This is a genomic window from Pseudodesulfovibrio cashew (assembly GCF_009762795.1).
Lineage (GTDB): Bacteria > Desulfobacterota > Desulfovibrionia > Desulfovibrionales > Desulfovibrionaceae > Pseudodesulfovibrio > Pseudodesulfovibrio cashew.
Genome location: NZ_CP046400.1, coordinates 3,107,764 through 3,123,978, shown reverse-complemented (window position 1 = coordinate 3,123,978; position 16,215 = coordinate 3,107,764). Strand labels below are relative to the sequence as shown.

Genomic DNA, 16,215 nt, shown 5'->3' with positions numbered 1-16,215 from the left:
GTCGAAGTGCCGCAAGGATTTCAGGCTTGAGGAGAGGGTGTTGAATTACATCCCATAGAGGCAGCTGTGGGGAAGTATGGAAGGTCTCCTTGGCCACGTAGGTCGTAGAATGGCAGGCGCGTCGCGCGTCTAAGGGCGCAATTCTCGTTTTCGTACTTAACGAAGAAGAGCTTGCATCCTGTAGTGCTATGCCGCAGTGCGGAACCTAATCGGTGCGGAAGTGGCAGCCTTTGGTTTCCTTGTTGCGCAGAGCCGACAGGGTGACGATGTACGCAGCCTGGGAGCCGTGGAACAGGTCGATAATCGGTTTGCTCGGTGCGGTCTGCTTGTAGAAGTCCTGGAGGTCCTTGGTCAGCTTGCGCAGATCGGTAACGGCGCGGGTGAGGCGGGCGCGGGTGCGCGAGACGCCCACGTAGTTCCACATGGTATTGCGGATGTTGGACCAGTCCTGCGCCACCAGGGCAGGGTCTTCGTCGTGAAGTTCGCCACCGGACACCCAATTGGGGATCGAGTCATCAAGCTTGCGGCTAATGGTCTTCTTGCGGCAACGGGCGGCCATGTCCATTCCAGCGCTGTATCCCCAAAGCATACCTTCGAGGAGCGAGGTGCTGGCCAGTCGGTTGGCGCCGTGCACGCCAGTGCAACTGCATTCCCCGGCGGCGTAGAGCCTGTCCAAGGTAGTGCGCCCACGCGTGTCAACCAGGATACCACCGCAGAAATAGTGGGCCGCAGGCACCACCGGCACTGGATCAGTCCGCATGTCCACTCCTATGGAGCGGCACCGTTCGTAGATTGTGGGGAAGCGTTTCTGCACGTCATGTTTGACCTTGGATACATCCAGATAGACGCAGCTGTCTCCGGAGTGAAGCATCTGGTCCATGATGGCCCTGGTCACGATATCGCGCGGGGCTAGGTCGGCGCGGGAGTCGTACTTCGGCATGAAGGCTTCGCCCGTGGCGTTGATCAGAATCGCGCCTTCTCCGCGTACTGCCTCGGAGACAAGGAAGCGCCGTTTGCCGGGTTTGGAGCCTCCGTACATGGCGGTGGGGTGAAACTGGACATATTCGCAGTTCATGAGCCGAGCTCCGGCCCTGAATGCCATGGTCAGGCCGGAACCGATGGAGCCCGACGTATTGGTCGTGTGCAGGTATATTTGGCCTATGCCACCCGTAGCCAAGAGGGTGGTCTTGGCTATGATCGTTTCCACCGCCCCAAGCGTCTGGTTGAAGACATAGGACCCCACACACTGGTTGGACAGGGAATACTTGAAATCCATATGGCGAGCATGATGCTGGGTGGACAGCAGGTCGATTGCCGTCCTGCCCGTCAGGACGCGGATGTTATCGTGGGCCGTCACCTCAGCAGTAAGAACGTCAATGATGTTCTTGCCCGTGTGGTCGTCACAATAGAGGATGCGCGCCAGAGAGTGCCCGCCTTCCTTGGTCAGGAACCAGTCTCCCGGTTCCCGGTGATTGAATGGGATCTTGTATTTGTCCAGAAAGATTTTCTTGAGCACTTCCGGGCCATAGTGGCTGAGGTAGCGGACCGCACGAGCATAGTTATGATTCCACCCGGCGATTTTGATGTCCTTTTCCAGAATGCGCGGGTCATCATCCTCGCTGCGGTAGACGATACCTCCCTGGGCCAGGGCGGTGTTGCCTTCGGTTACGTCTTCGCTGGCCGTTATCAGGATGACGTCCAGGCCCTGGTCGGCCATGGTCAGCGCGGCCAGGCTACCGGCAATACCGGAGCCCACGATCAATGCGTCGCAATACAGTCGAAAATCATTCATTTGGATCCCTGCAGGGTTAGGCACATGCTTCGAGCATGCGTTCCAGGGCGAGGCGGGCGGGTTCTTTCACATCGTCCGAGACGCTCACGGGAGTTTCGTTTTCAATATTCGCCAGGAGGGCGGCGAGATTCTCCAGTGTGATCTTGCCCATGTCCTCACACAGGCTGACCTTCAGAGGCTTGATGACCTTTTCATTTTTGAAGCGCTCGGCCAGTCGGCTGACCAGGTTCTCCTCGGTGCCGATATAGATGGTGGAGCCGGCAGGGGCCTCCTCTGCATACTTGATCAGGAAGGTGGTGGACCCGTTGCCGTCGGCGGCCTGGACCACCGAGGGATCGCATTCGGGGTGAACCACGATTTTGGCATCGGGTTCGGTCCTGCGGATATTGTCGATGGCGTCCAAGGTGAATTCTTCGTGGATGGGGCAGTAGCCGGGCCAGATGATCAGTTCCTTGTCCTCGGCCTCGGCCGGGTCCACGTAGAGGTTGGGATCGCCGTCGATGACCGCCTCGTGCAGTATCAGCCGTTTTTCCTCGGGGATGCCGAGATAGTTGGCCGTGTTGCGGGCCAAGTGCTTGTCTGGCAGGAAGAGGACGGCATCGCCCTGCTTGCGAGCCCAATCGAGCATGGTCTTGGCGTTGGCAGAGGTGCACACCGAGCCGCCGAAGCGGCCGACAACGCCTTTAACTGCGGCCGAGGAGTTTACGTAGGTCAGCGGAATGATCTTCCGTCCGGACTTGCCGAGCAGGTTGAGGACGGTTTCCACCCGTCCGGCCTCGGCCATGTCAGCCATGGGGCAGGAGGCACCGGTGTCCGGGATGAAGACCTTCTGGTCGGGACGCTGGAGGATGGCCGCAGATTCGGCCATGAAATAAACGCCGCAGAAAACGATGTATTTCGCCTTGAGAGGACTGATCTTGCGGGAGAGTTCCAGTGAGTCGCCACGGATGTCTGTATGCGCTATGACCGCGTCGGACTGGTAATGATGGCCGAGGATGGCGAGGTCCTCGCCCATGACTTTTCGGATGGATTCGATGGTCTCGATGGACTTTTCCACAGTGTTCCTCTCTAAGCTAACGGTACGAATTGCATGCTGAAATCGGACGAAGGAGCGGAGTGGGTCAGTTTGCCCACGGAGATGTAGTCCGGCCCGACTTCCGCAACGTCACGGATTGTTTCCAGGGAGACGTTGCCGCTGATTTCCGTCTCTATGGAGTCCGGAATAAGTTCAAGGGCGGCTTTGGCGGTCTCGGCATCCATGTTGTCGAGCATAATCCGCCTTATGTCGCATGCGCTGGCTTCTTTTACCTCGTCGAGGTTGCGGCATTCCACTTCGATGGGGGGGCAGGGATTGTGAGCCCGGTGCAGGGCTTCTACTGCCTGGGTGATGGACCCGGCCCTGTCGATGTGGTTGTCCTTAAGCATGAGCATGTCCTGCAACGTCAGGCGATGGTTCTTCCCGCCGCCGCAGAGCACGGCGTATTTTTCCGGGAAGCGCAGTCCGGGCAAGGTTTTGCGTGTATCCAGAAGCTGAGTTCTGGTGCCTTCGAGGGCCTTGACGTACCGGGCGGTCAGGTTGGCGATGCCGGACAGATGGCAAAGGAAGTTCATGATGACGCGCTCGGCTTTGAGCAGTTGGATAGTCGGGCCTTGCAGGGCCGCAACCATGGTGCCTGGCGAGACGCGATCGCCATCGTCAACATTGAGGTGGACCTGGCAATCCTCTCCGCCAAACTCAAGGACCATGGGAATGATGGGAAGGCCGGACACCACGGTGTCCTCCTTGGCCACTATCATTGCCTGGGCCATGTCGCTGTCGTTGAAGACGCCCATGGAGGTCAAATCGGAGCCGTCCTCGGCCAGCGCGATCCGGATGGTCGCCAGCAGGAACATGCGTGCCTCAGCCTGGAAAAATTCATCAAAGAGATTGGTGGGCATGATGGGTTTTCAATATTACGTTACCTAGTGGAAGGCAAGTAGGGGAGCGGAATTTTTTCACCTCGAATCTGGTTTGGTTTATGAAATATTTCACAAATATATAACATGGAATGGAGGGGAAAGCTTTGACCTGAACAGTGATTTGGGCTAGGGATTCTCACCATGAGCAAGCATGAGGAAATCCGTGAACAGCAGGATGATTTCAACGATGGCCTGACCGCCGCCGAACTGGAATCCCTGCACCCGGCCGATGCCGCCGAGACCATCGAAGGTCTGGACATCATCGACCAGGTCAAGTTCATCAAACAGCTCCCCATCAGGGATGCCGCCAAATCCATTGCGGAGATGGAAGACCATGACCAGAAGATTCTCATTCAGAATCTGAATCATGGGCTTGCCGCGCGCATCGTGGAGGAAATGGCCCCTGATGACGCGACCGACCTGCTGGAAGACCTCGATGAGGAACACCGCCAGGCCTTGTTGCGTCGCGTTCCCGAGGAGGAACGGGCCGAGCTGAAGACGCTGCTCACCTTCGACCCGGACACCGCCGGCGGTGTCATGAATACAGAGGTCGTCATCCTCGACCAGGACCTCGCTCCGGACGAGGCCATCGGCCAGATTCGAGAACAGGTCGAGGATAAGGAAGTTCCCTACTACGCCTATCTGACCGACCGGAAGGAACGGTTGGTCGGTGTTGTTTCCCTGCGCGATCTCCTGCTGGCCAAAAGGGGAGTGCCCCTACGCGAGATGGTCAAAGACCAGAACCTGATCACGGTTGGGTACAACGTGGACAAGGAGGAGGTGGCCCACCTCATCGCGCACTACAACCTGTTGGCCCTTCCCGTAGTCGATTTCGGAAACCGTCTTCTGGGCGTTGTCACCGTTGACGACGTAATTGACATTATCCATGAAGAAGCGTCCGAAGACATGCAGACCATGGTCGGTGCCGGCGCAAATGAAACCACGGATTCTCCAGTCACTTTTTCCGTCAAGAAGCGTATCCCGTGGCTAATCCTCAACGTGGTCAACTCTGCCATTGCCGCCTATGTCGTCCATCTGTTCGACGCCACCATCGCGGCCATGGCGCTCCTCGCCGCTCTGATGCAGATCGTATCGAACCAGGCTGGCAATACGGGGCAGCAAGCTCTGGCGGTGATGATCCGCCAGCTCGCCATGGAAAAATTCGATCGCAAGAAGGCGTGGTTCGCGGTATTGCGCGAAATCAAGATCGGTGTCATCAACAGTGCGTTGATCTCATCCATGGTTTTGGCCGTAATATTCATTGCCACAGGTGACATCATGCTGGCGGGATGCATGGCCGGAGCCCTGATTATCGACATGCTCATAGGCGCATTGGCCGGTGCATCCATTCCGTTGATTCTCAAGGAGATCGGACGTGATCCTGCCCAGGCGTCCTCAATATTCCTGACCACCATCACGGACTCCATCGGCTTTTTCAGCTTTCTCGGGCTGGCCACGCTGTTCATCCTGTGAGCCGGATTGTTTTTTAAGTCAAAAAGGCCCGCTATCCTCAAGGATAGCGGGCCTTTTTGACAATTGATCGTAGTAGCTTAGTCCAGCCCGAGTGAGGCGAGCAGGTCGTCCACGTTGTCCTGGTTGGTGTCGGCTGAAGGACCGGCTAGTTTGGAAGAGGCTGCGGACTTGGCGTCCACCGACAGGGTGTCGATGTCCTTTTCCGGCTCGGCTTCGCGCTGTTTGATCATCAATCCGGTGGACAAGATGACTTCGCGGACGATGTTTTCCACCTGCCGGATGGAATTGATGATGATCTTGATGCGCTGTCCGGTGAGATCCTGGAAGCTCAGGGTGACCATGATGGTGGAAAGGTCGTTGCCCAGGGTTTCATTGATTTCCTTGAGCTTTTCGCGGTCGGCCTTGGTCACGCCGCCGGATTCGAATCCCTTGACTATTTTAGCGACTGAACCCTGAAGCTCCTGCAGTTTTTCGACAATGTCGATGATGTCAACGGCAGCTTTCTCTGTAGTCTGGAGTACCGCGTCAAGCTGGTCTGAAGTTTCGCTGAACAGCTCCTCCGGGTCGATTTCAGCAGTAATTGACTTGCGCTCCCGGCCGCCTCTGGCCGCCTTGACCTCCTGGTAAATCTGCTTGAGGCCTTCCTGGAGGTCTTTGTTGACGCGGCGGTAGAATTCGCCCTCGAGAAGTGATTGGGAAAGATTGTCGATAATTTCCCTCTCCACGGCTGCGGAGATCGAGTCCTTGAGTCGGTCACCGAGGTCAGTGGTGATACGCTCCATTATTTCCCGGACGAGTTCATCATTGGCGGTCATGGATTGCTCCTGAAGTGGCGCGGATTAGAGTTTGGAGTTGCGAATTTCCTCGCGTTGCTTCTGAAAAACGAATTGAACAATGGCCTCGAGGTCGGCTCCCCGAATATCTATGAATTCGAAACGGTAGAGCTCGGTCTCCTTGTCGAAGCCGCGAATGCGTCCTTTGGAGCTCGCCATTGTCAGGGGAATCTGGCTCAAGTTGATGACCATTTCCAAGGTGTCGTCCACCGAGAGTGGGATTTTGGAGCGGAATTTGACTCCTGCAGCGGAAATTTCCCTTATTTCAATATCAAGAGGGAAATCGCTTTTGATCTGGTCTTTGCTGAGAATGCCGAGGATGCTGTCCAGCTTGCGGTCCATCTCCGAAAGAAAAGTTGCCAAATCCTCCGGCAGCTTGCTGCTTCGGAAGAGCTGGTCAAAGTTTCTTTTCTCCACTACGGCGCCGCTGGTGAAGAGCGGAGGCGAATCAAGGGAGTTCATGGCTCGGGCATACCCCTTAAGCCTGACGTCGACTCGTGAGAAGGTCCGTTTTTCGTCACTCATGCCAGCTCCCTCCGGCAAGGAGTTATTTGTTTTCGTCCAGGTCCAGGGTCATGGCCTTGACCGGACAGATGCGGGTGCACATACCGCAGGCAGAACACTTCTCCACATCGAAGATCACCTTGCGGGTGCTCATCTCCAGGCTCAGGGCATCCGTGGGGCACATCGCAGTACACAGTCCGCAGTGGACACAGGACTCCTCGTTACGGAAAATCTTGTGGGCCACCGGGGTGATCCTGATGCCATTTTCCTTGAGATAGCTGATGCCTTTATGGAAATCTTCTTCCATTCCGGAGACTTCAAGAGTCATCGAGCCAAGATGTCTCGGGCTGATGTCCGCCTTGAGGATGTTGAAATTGAGGTCGAAGAGCCGGGTGAGATTACATATGACTGGACGTCCCGACGCTTCCGGCGGGAAAGAGAGGTAGACAATTTTTCTGAAACCCTTGATGACTTCTTTCATTGGATATCCTGATTTACCAGAGTATTGCATGGGGGCTGCCGGTCGGCAACCCCATGAGTGTTATTATTTTGCTTTCTCCAGGAAACGTTTGGCCTGCGTGGCTTCCACGGACTTGGGAAATTTTTCGACGATTTCATTCATCCGCATCTTGGCCAGCTCGGGCTTGCCAAGATAGTTCCAGCAGTAACCGGCCTTGAGCAGAGCGGATTTGTATTTTGAACTCTTCTTGTATTTTTCAATGACGTCTTCAAACAGGATGGCGGATCGGGCATAGTCCTTCAGTTTGAAGTAGCACTGGCCCTGCCAGAAAACGGCGCTGGCTGAGAAAGAATGGTTCTTGAACGTGTCAGTGAATTCGGCCCAGTAGGAGCGAGCCTTTTCATACTGTCCCTGCTTGTAGAGGGCGTAGGCCTTGTCGTAGAGCGCTTTGGCCGGGTCTGTCTCCACTGCCGGAGTGGCCGTTTCTTCGGACTTGGTCTCAGTTGCAGGAGTAGGGCTGGCAGCGGTGTTTTCGGCGGCGACGGGTGCAGCCAATGCCGCAGCCCGTTCCCCACGTGCCTTGCCCATGTCGACCTGGAGCTGATTTTCCAGGATGAAGTCGATTTCATCAATACGTTCTTCCAGGCCACTCAGGCTGCGGGTGGAATTGGAGGCACCAACTTGCCGGTCCAGTCGCAGATTCAGCGTGTCCAAATCGCCACGCACCGTGGCCAAGTCCTTGCGCAGAGACTGCAGCTCGGCCCACATGTCGGCCGTACGCTGGCGAACCGGCGACTGCGACTTTTCTATTTCTTCCTTGAGAAGTTGCTTGGATTCCTCAAGTTCGGCTTCAAGCTGCTTTATCCGGTTCAGGTCCTGCCTTCGCTCGATCTGGAGGGTTTGCATGTCGCTGCTGGTAACACAACCGGCGAGAATCGTCATCGCAAGAACGATGGTAACTATGCTAGAATCTTTTATTATTTTCTTCATATTCTTTTACTCCCTCGGTTTTTTCCCAGGAAAAGATACGCCAGCGAGCCGAGAATTGGAACAAAAATACAGATTTGCATCCAGAGTACTTTTTCATTGGTGGACTCGAAATCCCGTTTCCAGGCATCGAGGATGGACCATGCGGAAAAGGAGAAGCAGGCCGTCACGATCGCGATGATGATTATCCACTGCTGGGTGGTCAGTGCCGAAAAATCTGCAAACATCGTCTACACTCCTTGGTTCCGGAAAGGGGGGTTACGCCTTGCTCCGGTTCCGGTTTATGTACATGGACAGCAGGATGCATCCCGCGCCCACGGTCAGGGCGGAGTCCGCCACGTTGAATGCGGGCCAATGGGAAGAGCCCACGTAAAAGTCGAGAAAGTCCACGACCACGCCCAGCCGGACACGGTCGATGAGGTTGCCCACTGCGCCTCCCGCGATGAGGCCGAGGCCGTGGATCATCCACTTGTCCGAAGGGCAGGTGGTCTTTAGCATGTAGCCGATGAATCCGAGGGCTACGAGAGTTATGATGATAAACATCGGGCGCTGCCAATCGATGGCGTCGCTGCCGAGAAAGCCCCAGGCCGCGCCCCTGTTCAGATAATGGACCAGGTTGAAGAGGCCGGGAATGACGGCTTTGCCCGTCCAGACCTTCATGGTCGAGGAAACCCATAGCTTGGTGGCCTGGTCGATCACGACCACGGCCACCGTCCAGATGGTCGCCAACAGGTAGCGGTTCATGGTTCCCTAATCCAGGGTCTTGAGCACCGCCGTACAACGCGGACAGGCATCGGCGTACGCCGGGTCCGTGCCCAGGTCTTCGCTGATTCTCCAGCAGCGCTCGCATTTTTCGCCGGTTGCAGCTTTTACGCCGACCTTGAGGTCCGCGACCTCTTCCGCGACAAAGGCGTCGTCGGGAGCATCGGCGATGTCGGCCAGGATCACCTTGGAAACGATGAAGAATTCCATGGCGTCAAGGTCTTCAGAAGCAACCAGTTCACGAACCGTCTTGGTGGTGTAGAGGGTAACCTCGGCGTCGAGGGACTTGCCGATGACCCGATCCTTGCGCTTGGGCTCGATAGCCTTGTTCACCTCGCCGCGAATCTCGGCGAGCTGTTCCCAACGGGCGCGCTCGTCGTCGCTCAATCCGGTTTCGTCCGGGGAGAAACGCAGGGCGAACACGGTCTCGTCCTGGTCCAGAGCCGCCTTGATGGCCTCGGGCAGGTTCTGGAAGGCCTCCTCCGCAGTGAAAGAGAGGACCGGGGCCATGTCTTCGAGGAGCATGAGCAGAACCTGCCAGAGCACTGTCTGGGCGGAACGGCGTTTGAGGCCGTTTTCCTCCTCGACGTAGAGCCGATCTTTGATGATGTCGAGGTAGAAGGCGGAGAGGTCGACCACGCACAGGTTGTGCAGCGTGTGGTAGACCTTATGGAATTCGAAATTGCGGTACGCCTTGCGGATGGATTCGTGATGGCGCGCTACCATGTCCAGCGCGTAGCGGTCCAGGGGCAGCATGTCGCTCACGGACACCTTGTTCGCCGGATCGAAGTCATTGAGGTTTGACAGCAGATAGCGGCAGGTGTTGCGGATACGCCGGTAGGCGTCCACCAACCGGTTCAGGGTCTCGTCCGAGATGCGAATGTCTTCCTGATAGTTGGAGGCAGAGACCCACATGCGCAGGATCTCGGCGCCGAACTTGTCGATGATCTCCTGGGGCGCGAGGACGTTGCCGATGGACTTGGACATTTTGCGTCCTTCGGCGTCCACCACGTAGCCGTGGGTGAGCACGGTCTTGTAGGGCGGCGTGTTGCGCGTACCCACCGAGGCGAGCAGGGAGGAGTGGAACCAGCCGCGATGTTGGTCGGAGCCTTCGAGATACAGGTCGGCGGGGAAGCGGGTTTCCTTTCGCTGCTCGACCACGGCGGCATAAGAGGTGCCGGAGTCGAACCAGACGTCGAGGATGTCCGTCTCTCGCTTCCAGTGGGTGCCGCCGCACTTGGGACAGGTCAGTCCCTCGGGCACCAACTCTTCGATGGGAGCCTCGAACCAATAGTCGCAACCGGTCTCGTGGGCCGCGTACTTCTCACAGATGTCATAGACCCACTTCGCGTCGAACCAGGTCTCGTCGCAATCTTCGCAGATGAGAGCGGAGATGGGCACGCCCCAGTTGCGCTGGCGGGAGATGCACCAGTCGGGGCGGTTCGCGACCATGTTGTAGATGCGTTCCTCACCCCAGGAGGGGACCCACTGCACGTCCTTGCGGATGTGGTTCAGGGCGCGCTTGCGCAGGTCGTTCTCGTCCATGCCGATGAACCACTGGGTGGTGGCGCGGAAAATGACAGGCTCTTTGCAGCGCCAGCAATGGGGGTAGGAGTGGGAAATTTCTTCGCTGGCGAGCAGGTTGCCCAGTTCCGTCAGCTTTTCAATGACCTTGGGATTGGCTTCCCAGACATTGAGTCCCGCGAAAAACTCCACTTCCGGGAGGAATTCCCCCCGATCGTTCATGGGGGAGTATACTTCCAGGCCGTAACGGATGCCGGTCTCGAAGTCCTCGCGGCCATGGCCGGGTGCGGTGTGGACGCAGCCGGTGCCGGTCTCGAGCGTGACGTAGTCGGCCAGAACCACCGGCGACTCACGGTCGTAGATGGGGTGCTTCGCCTTCAGGTTTTCCAGTTCAGCGCCCTTGAAGGTGGCCACGGTCTCGGGAGCGTCCCAGCCGAATTTCCCCGCGCATTCCTCAAGCAGGCCTTCTGCCAGGACGTAGTAGTCCCCACCGGTCTTGACCAGCACGTAGTCGAAGTCCGGATGCACGGCCACGGCCATGTTGTCCGGAATGGTCCAGGGGGTGGTGGTCCAGATTGCGATGTATAGCCGGGAGACGTCGATGTCCGCCAACTTCTTGAAATTCTCGTCGGCCATGGGGAAGCGGACGTAGATGGACGGAGAGGAGTGGTCCTCGTATTCGACTTCGGCCTCGGCCAGGGCGGTGCGGCAGTCGCAGCACCAGTAGATGGGCTTCTTGCCGCGTACCACGCCGTCGTTTTCCATGAACCGGCCCAGTTCGCGGGCGGTCGCCGCTTCGTATTCGGGCTTCATGGTCATGTACGGGTCTTCCCAGACACCGAGTACTCCCAGCCGCTTGAACTCCTTGCGCTGGGTGTCCAGCCACTTGGCCGCGTAGGAACGGCAGATCTTGCGGATGGTCAGAGTGTCCAGTTCCTTTTTCTTCTTCTTGAGTTCCTGCTCCACCTTGTGTTCGATGGGCAGGCCGTGGCAGTCCCAGCCCGGCACGTACTGCGCCTGCTGGCCCTGCATGTTGCGGGATTTGACCACGATATCCTTGAGGACCTTGTTCAGGGCGGTGCCCATGTGAATATGCCCATTGGCGTAAGGGGGACCGTCGTGGAGGACATACATGTCGTCCGGGTCGCCGGCCGAGACCATGGCGTCATAGGCCTTGGTCTCTTCCCAGAACTTGAGCATCTCGGGCTCGCGCTGCTTGAGGTTGGCCTTCATGGGGAATTGGGTCTTGGGCAGGAGCAGGGTCTTTTTATAGTCGCTCATGGGTGTCAACGTCCTCCGCGAAAATATATTTCCATGATGATTTGTATCGGCTCGAATGAATCGAGGTACATTGTTATAAGCCAGTCAGGAAGTCAAGGCTTGCGCCATTTTTGCGCATAAACGGTGCATGTTGCCGCTGGCCTGGCGGCAAGGGTTTTGTTACGATCAGGGCCTCACGCTTCAATGGCGAGAAACCCCATTTACAGGAGGCCTCATGGGCGTACACAAAAGAGAACGAGAGATGGAAGATCTCAAGGAAAACTACATCAAGAAATCGTCGTGTTACCTGCTTGTTGTCCTTGCCCTGCTCGCCGGATGCTTCATCGGCAACACCATTACCATGTTATATATGGCCAACACGCCGTCGCAGGGTGTGCGGCAGGTGCAGACAACGAGCAGCCAACCTGCTGCTCCGGCTGTGGATTCGGGACGTTTGGCGGAGCTTGAAGGCATTGCCAAAGCCAACCCGACGGACGCCAACGCCTGGGCGCAGTTGGGGCACTATTGTTTCGACAACGATCTGCCGACCAAGGCCGTGGCAGCCTATGAGCGGTCTCTGGAACTCAGGCCCAACAACGTGGGCGTTTGGTCCGATCTGGGCGTCATGTATCGCCGGACCAAGCAATTCGACAAGGCGGTCGATGCCTTCCGCCATGCGGCGTCATTGGACCCGAAGCACGTGGTTTCCCGCTTCAATATGGGTATTGTCTATCTGCATGACCTCAACGACCGCGCCAACGCGCTCAAGGTATGGAAGGAAGTCCTGTCCATAGACCCGCAGGCCAAAACCCCGGGCGGGCGACCTGTGGCCGAACTGGTGCGGGAGATGGAAGGCAAGTAATTCGTGATCGGTCAGTAGAGGAGAGATGGGCCCGCCAAAGTTAGTGGGCCGATGTCTTTTGGGAGACGGTCGACAGCGCCTCTTGTTTTCTGGAGGTGTGCTTTCGAGCGACTGGAGGCCTTTTGTTGTCTTCAGCTTCCTGTTGCTTCGCAATTGGGAAATGAAACAAAAAAAGGCCCATGACTATACTATGCCAAGGGGCTTGGTGTCAGCCCGGTACTTGGCATGCCATGAACCGATTTTTAGTTGGGATACAGTTATCATACTGTAATGGTGGAGGCGGGGAGAGTCGAACTCCCGTCCGAGAACGATCCGCGAAGACGTCTACAGGTTTAGGTCCGGAATGAAAATTCGCCGGATGGATTGCTCCGGGCCAGACGGCCATCCGACTAGTCCTTTTATGAGTTTCGCGACATAGGCAAAGAACAAACGTATGTGGCTAGCCCTATAGTTTGACGATTCCTTCCGCCTATAAGGCGTCAGCGGGGGAATCGTGACATGCTAAGCTGTCAGGTAGCAACTCTGCAATTAAGCAGCCATTGCGTAATCGTAATTGTCGTTGGCAATTATCTTTGTGGTCGATTTTTACGAGGCCATCGACCAACCTCGACCTGCGGCCTTGGCTTCAACTATCCCCGTCGAAACCAGTGCGCCCCCTTTCAAAGAACAATTCGGACAGAACCTATATATGGCGTCTATCCGGTTTGGCAAGTCCTGAAGAAGGAAAATCGGGAATTGGCTTCGGCTTTTCGAAGGCAGCAACGAATGAGCCTGTCGAGCATCCTGGTGCTGGTATTGGCCGCTTGACTTGATTGAATCAGCCCCTACAGGGGGGGGACGGGGGAGGGAATCGTAAATCGAGCAATTTTGTCCAAGCTTTCCCTTTGAGGCCAGGCTAATTGTTTATGCGGAGTGGGTGAGAAAAATGGAACCAACCAGACAGAATGATTTTCAATTCATGAACCTTAAGAGTTCCGTCAATATGACTGTTCTCAATGCTGTCATGGCGGATTTTTCCTACGCCAATCACGCGCATGAGGAGTACGCTCTCGGCGTCACCCTTGAGGGACTTCAGGATTTCTCCTTCAATGGTTGCCGCTTCCGGAGTCGCCCTGGAAACATCATCTTTTTCAACCCTGGGGATGTGCACAACGGCCATCCCGGAAACAGCGACGCGTTGAAATATACGATGTTTTACGTTGATCCATCTGATTTTCAGCTGCTTCTGGCAAGTGCCGCAACAGTTGAAAACGTGGAACTGCAGAATCACGAAACCAATTTTTCCGATGCCGTTCTGAGTTCCATGATCCTGCGTTTGACCCATCTCGTAAGCAATAACCAGCTCTCCGCACTGGAGAGTGAACAATGCCTCTATGAGATAGCAAAGCGACTTACCCAGAGAATGGGGATTTTTTATCCTGATTCGTGGAAAGGAGATAGGGATTCGCTGCTGTTGAAAGCTCGGGATTTTATCCACGACAACATCGTTGAGGACATTTCAATCGATGACCTCAGTCAGGTGGCCAACATCTCGAAGTTCCATTTCATCCGTCTGTTTCGAAGCCAGTTCGGCCTCACACCACATCAATATATCCTCAATCACAGGATCAACCGGGTGAGAGAGGCCCTCAAGGCCGGAGGGCTTCCCACGGATATCGCCCAGCAGTTCGGTTTCTTTGATGTGAGCCACATGAACCGCCATTTTAAGCGGTCATACGGCATCACACCCAGGCAATACCAATATCAATTGAATAAGTGAGGCAACAAGTGATCGGCATTCTGCTTTTCTCGGTGGGAGTGATGTATACTCCCGGCCCCGTCAACATCCTGAGCCTCAACACCGGCGTGCAGAAGAAATTCATGTCTGTCGTTCCGTTTTCACTGGGGGTGGCAACCTCCATGTTTTTCTGGTTTCTTCTGGTGGGATATGCAGGGAGTGCTATCGTGAATGAGGCTGCTCTTCCCTATATTAGTGCGATGGGGGTCCTTTTCACTTTGTATTTGGCCTATAAAATACTTTCGTCGCATACAGATGTAACGGGCAACGGCGGGAGTGCCTTCTCGCTTTCATACCGGGACGGGCTACTGCTGCAACTGTTGAACCCTAAAACATTCATGGTTGTCCTTCCGGTGGCAGCGGTTCAATTCCCGGCAGCGGGCATCGTAGGGGGGCAGATCGCTGTATGGGCGCTCGGCCTCAGCCTCCTCGGATTTGGAGCACCGCTCGCTTATGCGGCTTTCGGGACGACAGCCGCTAGATATGTAGAGAATGCGTCTTGTTTCAAGTATTTCAACATCGCCATGGGAGTGATGCTTGTCGCCGTTGCCATTGATATGGCGTGGCGGTATATCGTCCCTGTTCTGTTCTAGCCGACCTGCGAAAAACTCTTCGATAGTCTTTTCCCTGATTGCTCGCCCGGTCTTGTCACCGGGCGTTTTGGCATTTGAAGCCAGACGCACAGAGGTGCGGAGTAAAAAAAGAAGAAGGTCCGTAAAATCTGTATGATTTTACGGACCTTCGTTTGAGTTCTTGGTAGCGAGGAGAGGACTTGAACCTCCGACTCTGCGGATATGAGCCGCATGCTCTGACCAACTGAGCTACCTCGCCACGGTTGTTTTCGCCGAAGCGGAGATGTCTATAGACTGTCTGCCTCTGCTTGGCAAGGGGAAAAAGTGGAAAAGTGCAAATTCGGATTTCAATTACAAAAACAGGAAGATCAATGGAACCAGGGCCAAACGGTATACAGCAAAGGGTCGTAGGGTGAGTTTGCCCAACAGGTAGATAAACCCTTTGACCGCCAGCCAGGCGGAGACGAAGGAGACGCCGAAGCCGATGGCCAGGAAGATCAGGTCGTCAGTGGCGAACAGTTCGTAGCTCTTGAGGAAGTCGTAGCCCGTTGCCGCAAACATGATCGGAACTGCGGCGATGAATGAGTATTCGGCGGCAACGGTGCGCCTGGCGCCAAGCAGCATGCCGCCCATAATGGTAGCGGCCGAGCGCGAAAATCCCGGCCAGAGGGCCAGGCATTGGAAGCAGCCGATGCCGAAGGCGAGCAGGGGCGTTACCTCATCCAGGGAGGTGGTCTTTTCCCGTTTGGGCATGCCTTCGACAATAAAGATCATGACCGCGCCCACGGCCAGGGCGCAGGCCACGGTGAACGGACCGAAGAGGTAGGTCTTGATGGCATGGTGGGCCAACAGGCCTACCACCGACGCCGGGAGCGACGTCAGGAAGAGCAGCCACAATCCGTAGGGGCCGGAAAAGCGGCGGTCCGGGTCTGTTTTGAACAGGCCCACAAATCGCTCGAAGTAGAGGACGACCACGGCCAGGATGGCGCCGAGTTGGATGACGATGTCAAACGTCTCGGCCTTGGGCCCGGTGAAGCCGAGCAGGTGGTTTGCCAGGATGAGGTGTCCAGTGCTGGAAACAGGAAGGAATTCAGTCAGCCCCTCGACGATGCCGAGGATGACCGCCACGTACCATGATGTCATAGTGACCTCTTGTTGATGATGATACTATCCCGATGAGGGCTACTCCAGGAAACCGTATCTTGCAACCCCTCGGAAGGTGGTGTAGTTCTGCGTTGATCGGACTCAATCGCAAGGGAGAATACCCATGACCACCATCATGCCGCAGAGCGAACTGACGCGCAAAGCCATAGCCTGGATCAGTGAACAACTGGAAGAAGCTCCAGACAGGCAAATGCCCAAATTGCTCGAAGAAGCGGCGGTCCGTTTCAATCTCTGCCCCAAGGACTGCGAGTTCCTTTCGCGTTTTTACAAGGAAAAACAGGATTAA

At 56.1% G+C, this 16,215-nt stretch carries 16 protein-coding genes, 1 tRNA gene and 1 other RNA gene; 5 read left to right on the top strand and 13 right to left on the bottom strand.

The genetic code is table 11. The features are described from left to right. Positions 1–205: 205 nt before the first annotated feature. Genes nadB through nadC form a run of 3 tightly spaced genes read right to left on the bottom strand, consistent with a single transcriptional unit; the run spans position 206 to position 3,730 of the window. Complete coding sequence (nadB, locus tag GM415_RS14240) at positions 206–1,792, bottom strand: L-aspartate oxidase (RefSeq protein WP_158949298.1); 1,587 nt, start codon at positions 1,790–1,792, stop codon at positions 206–208. A gap of 16 nt (positions 1,793–1,808) precedes the next feature. Then, entirely contained in the window at positions 1,809–2,849 is a 1,041-nt protein-coding gene (gene nadA / locus GM415_RS14235) for a quinolinate synthase NadA (RefSeq protein ID WP_158949296.1), read from the bottom strand. 11 nt (positions 2,850–2,860) lie between these two features. Continuing rightward, positions 2,861–3,730, bottom strand: coding sequence for a carboxylating nicotinate-nucleotide diphosphorylase (gene nadC / locus GM415_RS14230; protein ID WP_158949294.1), 870 nt, complete (start codon positions 3,728–3,730; stop codon positions 2,861–2,863). Positions 3,731–3,892: 162 nt separating this feature from the next. Between nadC and mgtE the strand changes: the two genes are divergently transcribed. Then, positions 3,893–5,224, top strand: a complete 1,332-nt coding sequence (mgtE, locus tag GM415_RS14225; protein ID WP_158949292.1) for a magnesium transporter — start codon at positions 3,893–3,895, stop codon at positions 5,222–5,224. A 77-nt stretch (positions 5,225–5,301) separates the two neighbouring features. Here the strand turns inward: mgtE and GM415_RS14220 are convergent, their stop codons facing one another. The 7 genes from GM415_RS14220 to ileS all read right to left on the bottom strand — a co-directional run bounded on the left by GM415_RS14220 (position 5,302) and on the right by ileS (position 11,575). Beyond that, positions 5,302–6,039, bottom strand: a complete 738-nt coding sequence (locus tag GM415_RS14220) for a protein phosphatase CheZ (protein WP_158949290.1) — start codon at positions 6,037–6,039, stop codon at positions 5,302–5,304. Positions 6,040–6,063: 24 nt separating this feature from the next. Then, positions 6,064–6,582: a PilZ domain-containing protein gene (locus tag GM415_RS14215; RefSeq protein ID WP_158949288.1), complete on the bottom strand. Its 519-nt coding sequence runs from the start codon at positions 6,580–6,582 to the stop codon at positions 6,064–6,066. A gap of 22 nt (positions 6,583–6,604) precedes the next feature. Further along, positions 6,605–7,042, bottom strand: a complete 438-nt coding sequence (locus GM415_RS14210; protein ID WP_158949286.1) for an NIL domain-containing protein — start codon at positions 7,040–7,042, stop codon at positions 6,605–6,607. Positions 7,043–7,105: 63 nt separating this feature from the next. Further along, entirely contained in the window at positions 7,106–8,011 is a 906-nt protein-coding gene (locus GM415_RS14205; RefSeq protein ID WP_158949284.1) for a tetratricopeptide repeat protein, read from the bottom strand. Beyond that, a complete protein-coding gene (locus GM415_RS14200) occupies positions 8,008–8,235 on the bottom strand; it encodes a PLD nuclease N-terminal domain-containing protein (protein ID WP_158949282.1) in 228 nt (75 codons plus the stop codon). The genes GM415_RS14205 and GM415_RS14200 overlap by 4 nt, the downstream gene beginning before the upstream one ends. Positions 8,236–8,266: 31 nt before the next feature. Then, positions 8,267–8,752 carry a signal peptidase II gene (lspA, locus tag GM415_RS14195; RefSeq protein ID WP_158949280.1) on the bottom strand — a complete coding sequence of 162 codons (486 nt, stop codon included), beginning with the start codon at positions 8,750–8,752 and terminating at the stop codon, positions 8,267–8,269. Positions 8,753–8,758: 6 nt separating this feature from the next. Continuing rightward, positions 8,759–11,575 (bottom strand): isoleucine--tRNA ligase, encoded by a 2,817-nt coding sequence (gene ileS / locus GM415_RS14190; RefSeq protein WP_158949278.1) that lies wholly within the window; start codon positions 11,573–11,575, stop codon positions 8,759–8,761. A 214-nt stretch (positions 11,576–11,789) separates the two neighbouring features. Between ileS and GM415_RS14185 the strand changes: the two genes are divergently transcribed. Continuing rightward, complete coding sequence (locus GM415_RS14185) at positions 11,790–12,416, top strand: tetratricopeptide repeat protein (protein ID WP_158949276.1); 627 nt, start codon at positions 11,790–11,792, stop codon at positions 12,414–12,416. A 271-nt stretch (positions 12,417–12,687) separates the two neighbouring features. Here the strand turns inward: GM415_RS14185 and ssrA are convergent. Then, positions 12,688–13,073, bottom strand: a transfer-messenger RNA (tmRNA) gene (gene ssrA, locus GM415_RS14180). A gap of 325 nt (positions 13,074–13,398) precedes the next feature. Between ssrA and GM415_RS14175 the strand changes: the two genes are divergently transcribed. Both GM415_RS14175 and GM415_RS14170 read left to right on the top strand, forming a co-directional pair. After that, the gene (locus tag GM415_RS14175) at positions 13,399–14,175 is read left to right on the top strand and encodes an AraC family transcriptional regulator (RefSeq protein ID WP_242012258.1); all 777 of its coding nucleotides are present in this window, start codon (positions 13,399–13,401) and stop codon (positions 14,173–14,175) included. An 8-nt stretch (positions 14,176–14,183) separates the two neighbouring features. Further along, a complete protein-coding gene (locus tag GM415_RS14170; protein ID WP_158949274.1) occupies positions 14,184–14,786 on the top strand; it encodes a LysE family translocator in 603 nt (200 codons plus the stop codon). A gap of 161 nt (positions 14,787–14,947) precedes the next feature. Here the strand turns inward: GM415_RS14170 and GM415_RS14165 are convergent. Further along, a tRNA-Met gene (locus GM415_RS14165) sits at positions 14,948–15,024 on the bottom strand. Positions 15,025–15,116: 92 nt separating this feature from the next. After that, positions 15,117–15,908 (bottom strand): undecaprenyl-diphosphate phosphatase, encoded by a 792-nt coding sequence (locus GM415_RS14160; protein ID WP_158949272.1) that lies wholly within the window; start codon positions 15,906–15,908, stop codon positions 15,117–15,119. A 124-nt stretch (positions 15,909–16,032) separates the two neighbouring features. On the opposite strand from GM415_RS14160, the gene GM415_RS14155 reads away from it, so the two are divergent. Beyond that, positions 16,033–16,215 carry a hypothetical protein gene (locus GM415_RS14155; RefSeq protein ID WP_158949270.1) on the top strand — a complete coding sequence of 61 codons (183 nt, stop codon included), beginning with the start codon at positions 16,033–16,035 and terminating at the stop codon, positions 16,213–16,215.

Excerpts from the sequence above, each read along its gene's own strand:
- GM415_RS14210 (WP_158949286.1), bottom strand. The coding sequence starts at position 7,042 with ATGAAAGAAGTCATCAAGGGTTTCAGAAAAATTGTCTACCTCTCTTTC.
- GM415_RS14185 (WP_158949276.1), top strand. The coding sequence starts at position 11,790 with ATGGGCGTACACAAAAGAGAACGAGAGATGGAAGATCTCAAGGAAAAC.
- GM415_RS14215 (WP_158949288.1), bottom strand. The coding sequence starts at position 6,582 with ATGAGTGACGAAAAACGGACCTTCTCACGAGTCGACGTCAGGCTTAAG.
- nadC (WP_158949294.1), bottom strand. The coding sequence starts at position 3,730 with ATGCCCACCAATCTCTTTGATGAATTTTTCCAGGCTGAGGCACGCATG.
- GM415_RS14155 (WP_158949270.1), top strand. The coding sequence starts at position 16,033 with ATGACCACCATCATGCCGCAGAGCGAACTGACGCGCAAAGCCATAGCC.
- GM415_RS14175 (WP_242012258.1), top strand. The coding sequence starts at position 13,399 with ATGACTGTTCTCAATGCTGTCATGGCGGATTTTTCCTACGCCAATCAC.
- GM415_RS14220 (WP_158949290.1), bottom strand. The coding sequence starts at position 6,039 with ATGACCGCCAATGATGAACTCGTCCGGGAAATAATGGAGCGTATCACC.
- GM415_RS14160 (WP_158949272.1), bottom strand. The coding sequence starts at position 15,908 with ATGACATCATGGTACGTGGCGGTCATCCTCGGCATCGTCGAGGGGCTG.
- nadB (WP_158949298.1), bottom strand. The coding sequence starts at position 1,792 with ATGAATGATTTTCGACTGTATTGCGACGCATTGATCGTGGGCTCCGGT.
- lspA (WP_158949280.1), bottom strand. The coding sequence starts at position 8,752 with ATGAACCGCTACCTGTTGGCGACCATCTGGACGGTGGCCGTGGTCGTG.
- GM415_RS14205 (WP_158949284.1), bottom strand. The coding sequence starts at position 8,011 with ATGAAGAAAATAATAAAAGATTCTAGCATAGTTACCATCGTTCTTGCG.
- ileS (WP_158949278.1), bottom strand. The coding sequence starts at position 11,575 with ATGAGCGACTATAAAAAGACCCTGCTCCTGCCCAAGACCCAATTCCCC.
- GM415_RS14200 (WP_158949282.1), bottom strand. The coding sequence starts at position 8,235 with ATGTTTGCAGATTTTTCGGCACTGACCACCCAGCAGTGGATAATCATC.
- mgtE (WP_158949292.1), top strand. The coding sequence starts at position 3,893 with ATGAGCAAGCATGAGGAAATCCGTGAACAGCAGGATGATTTCAACGAT.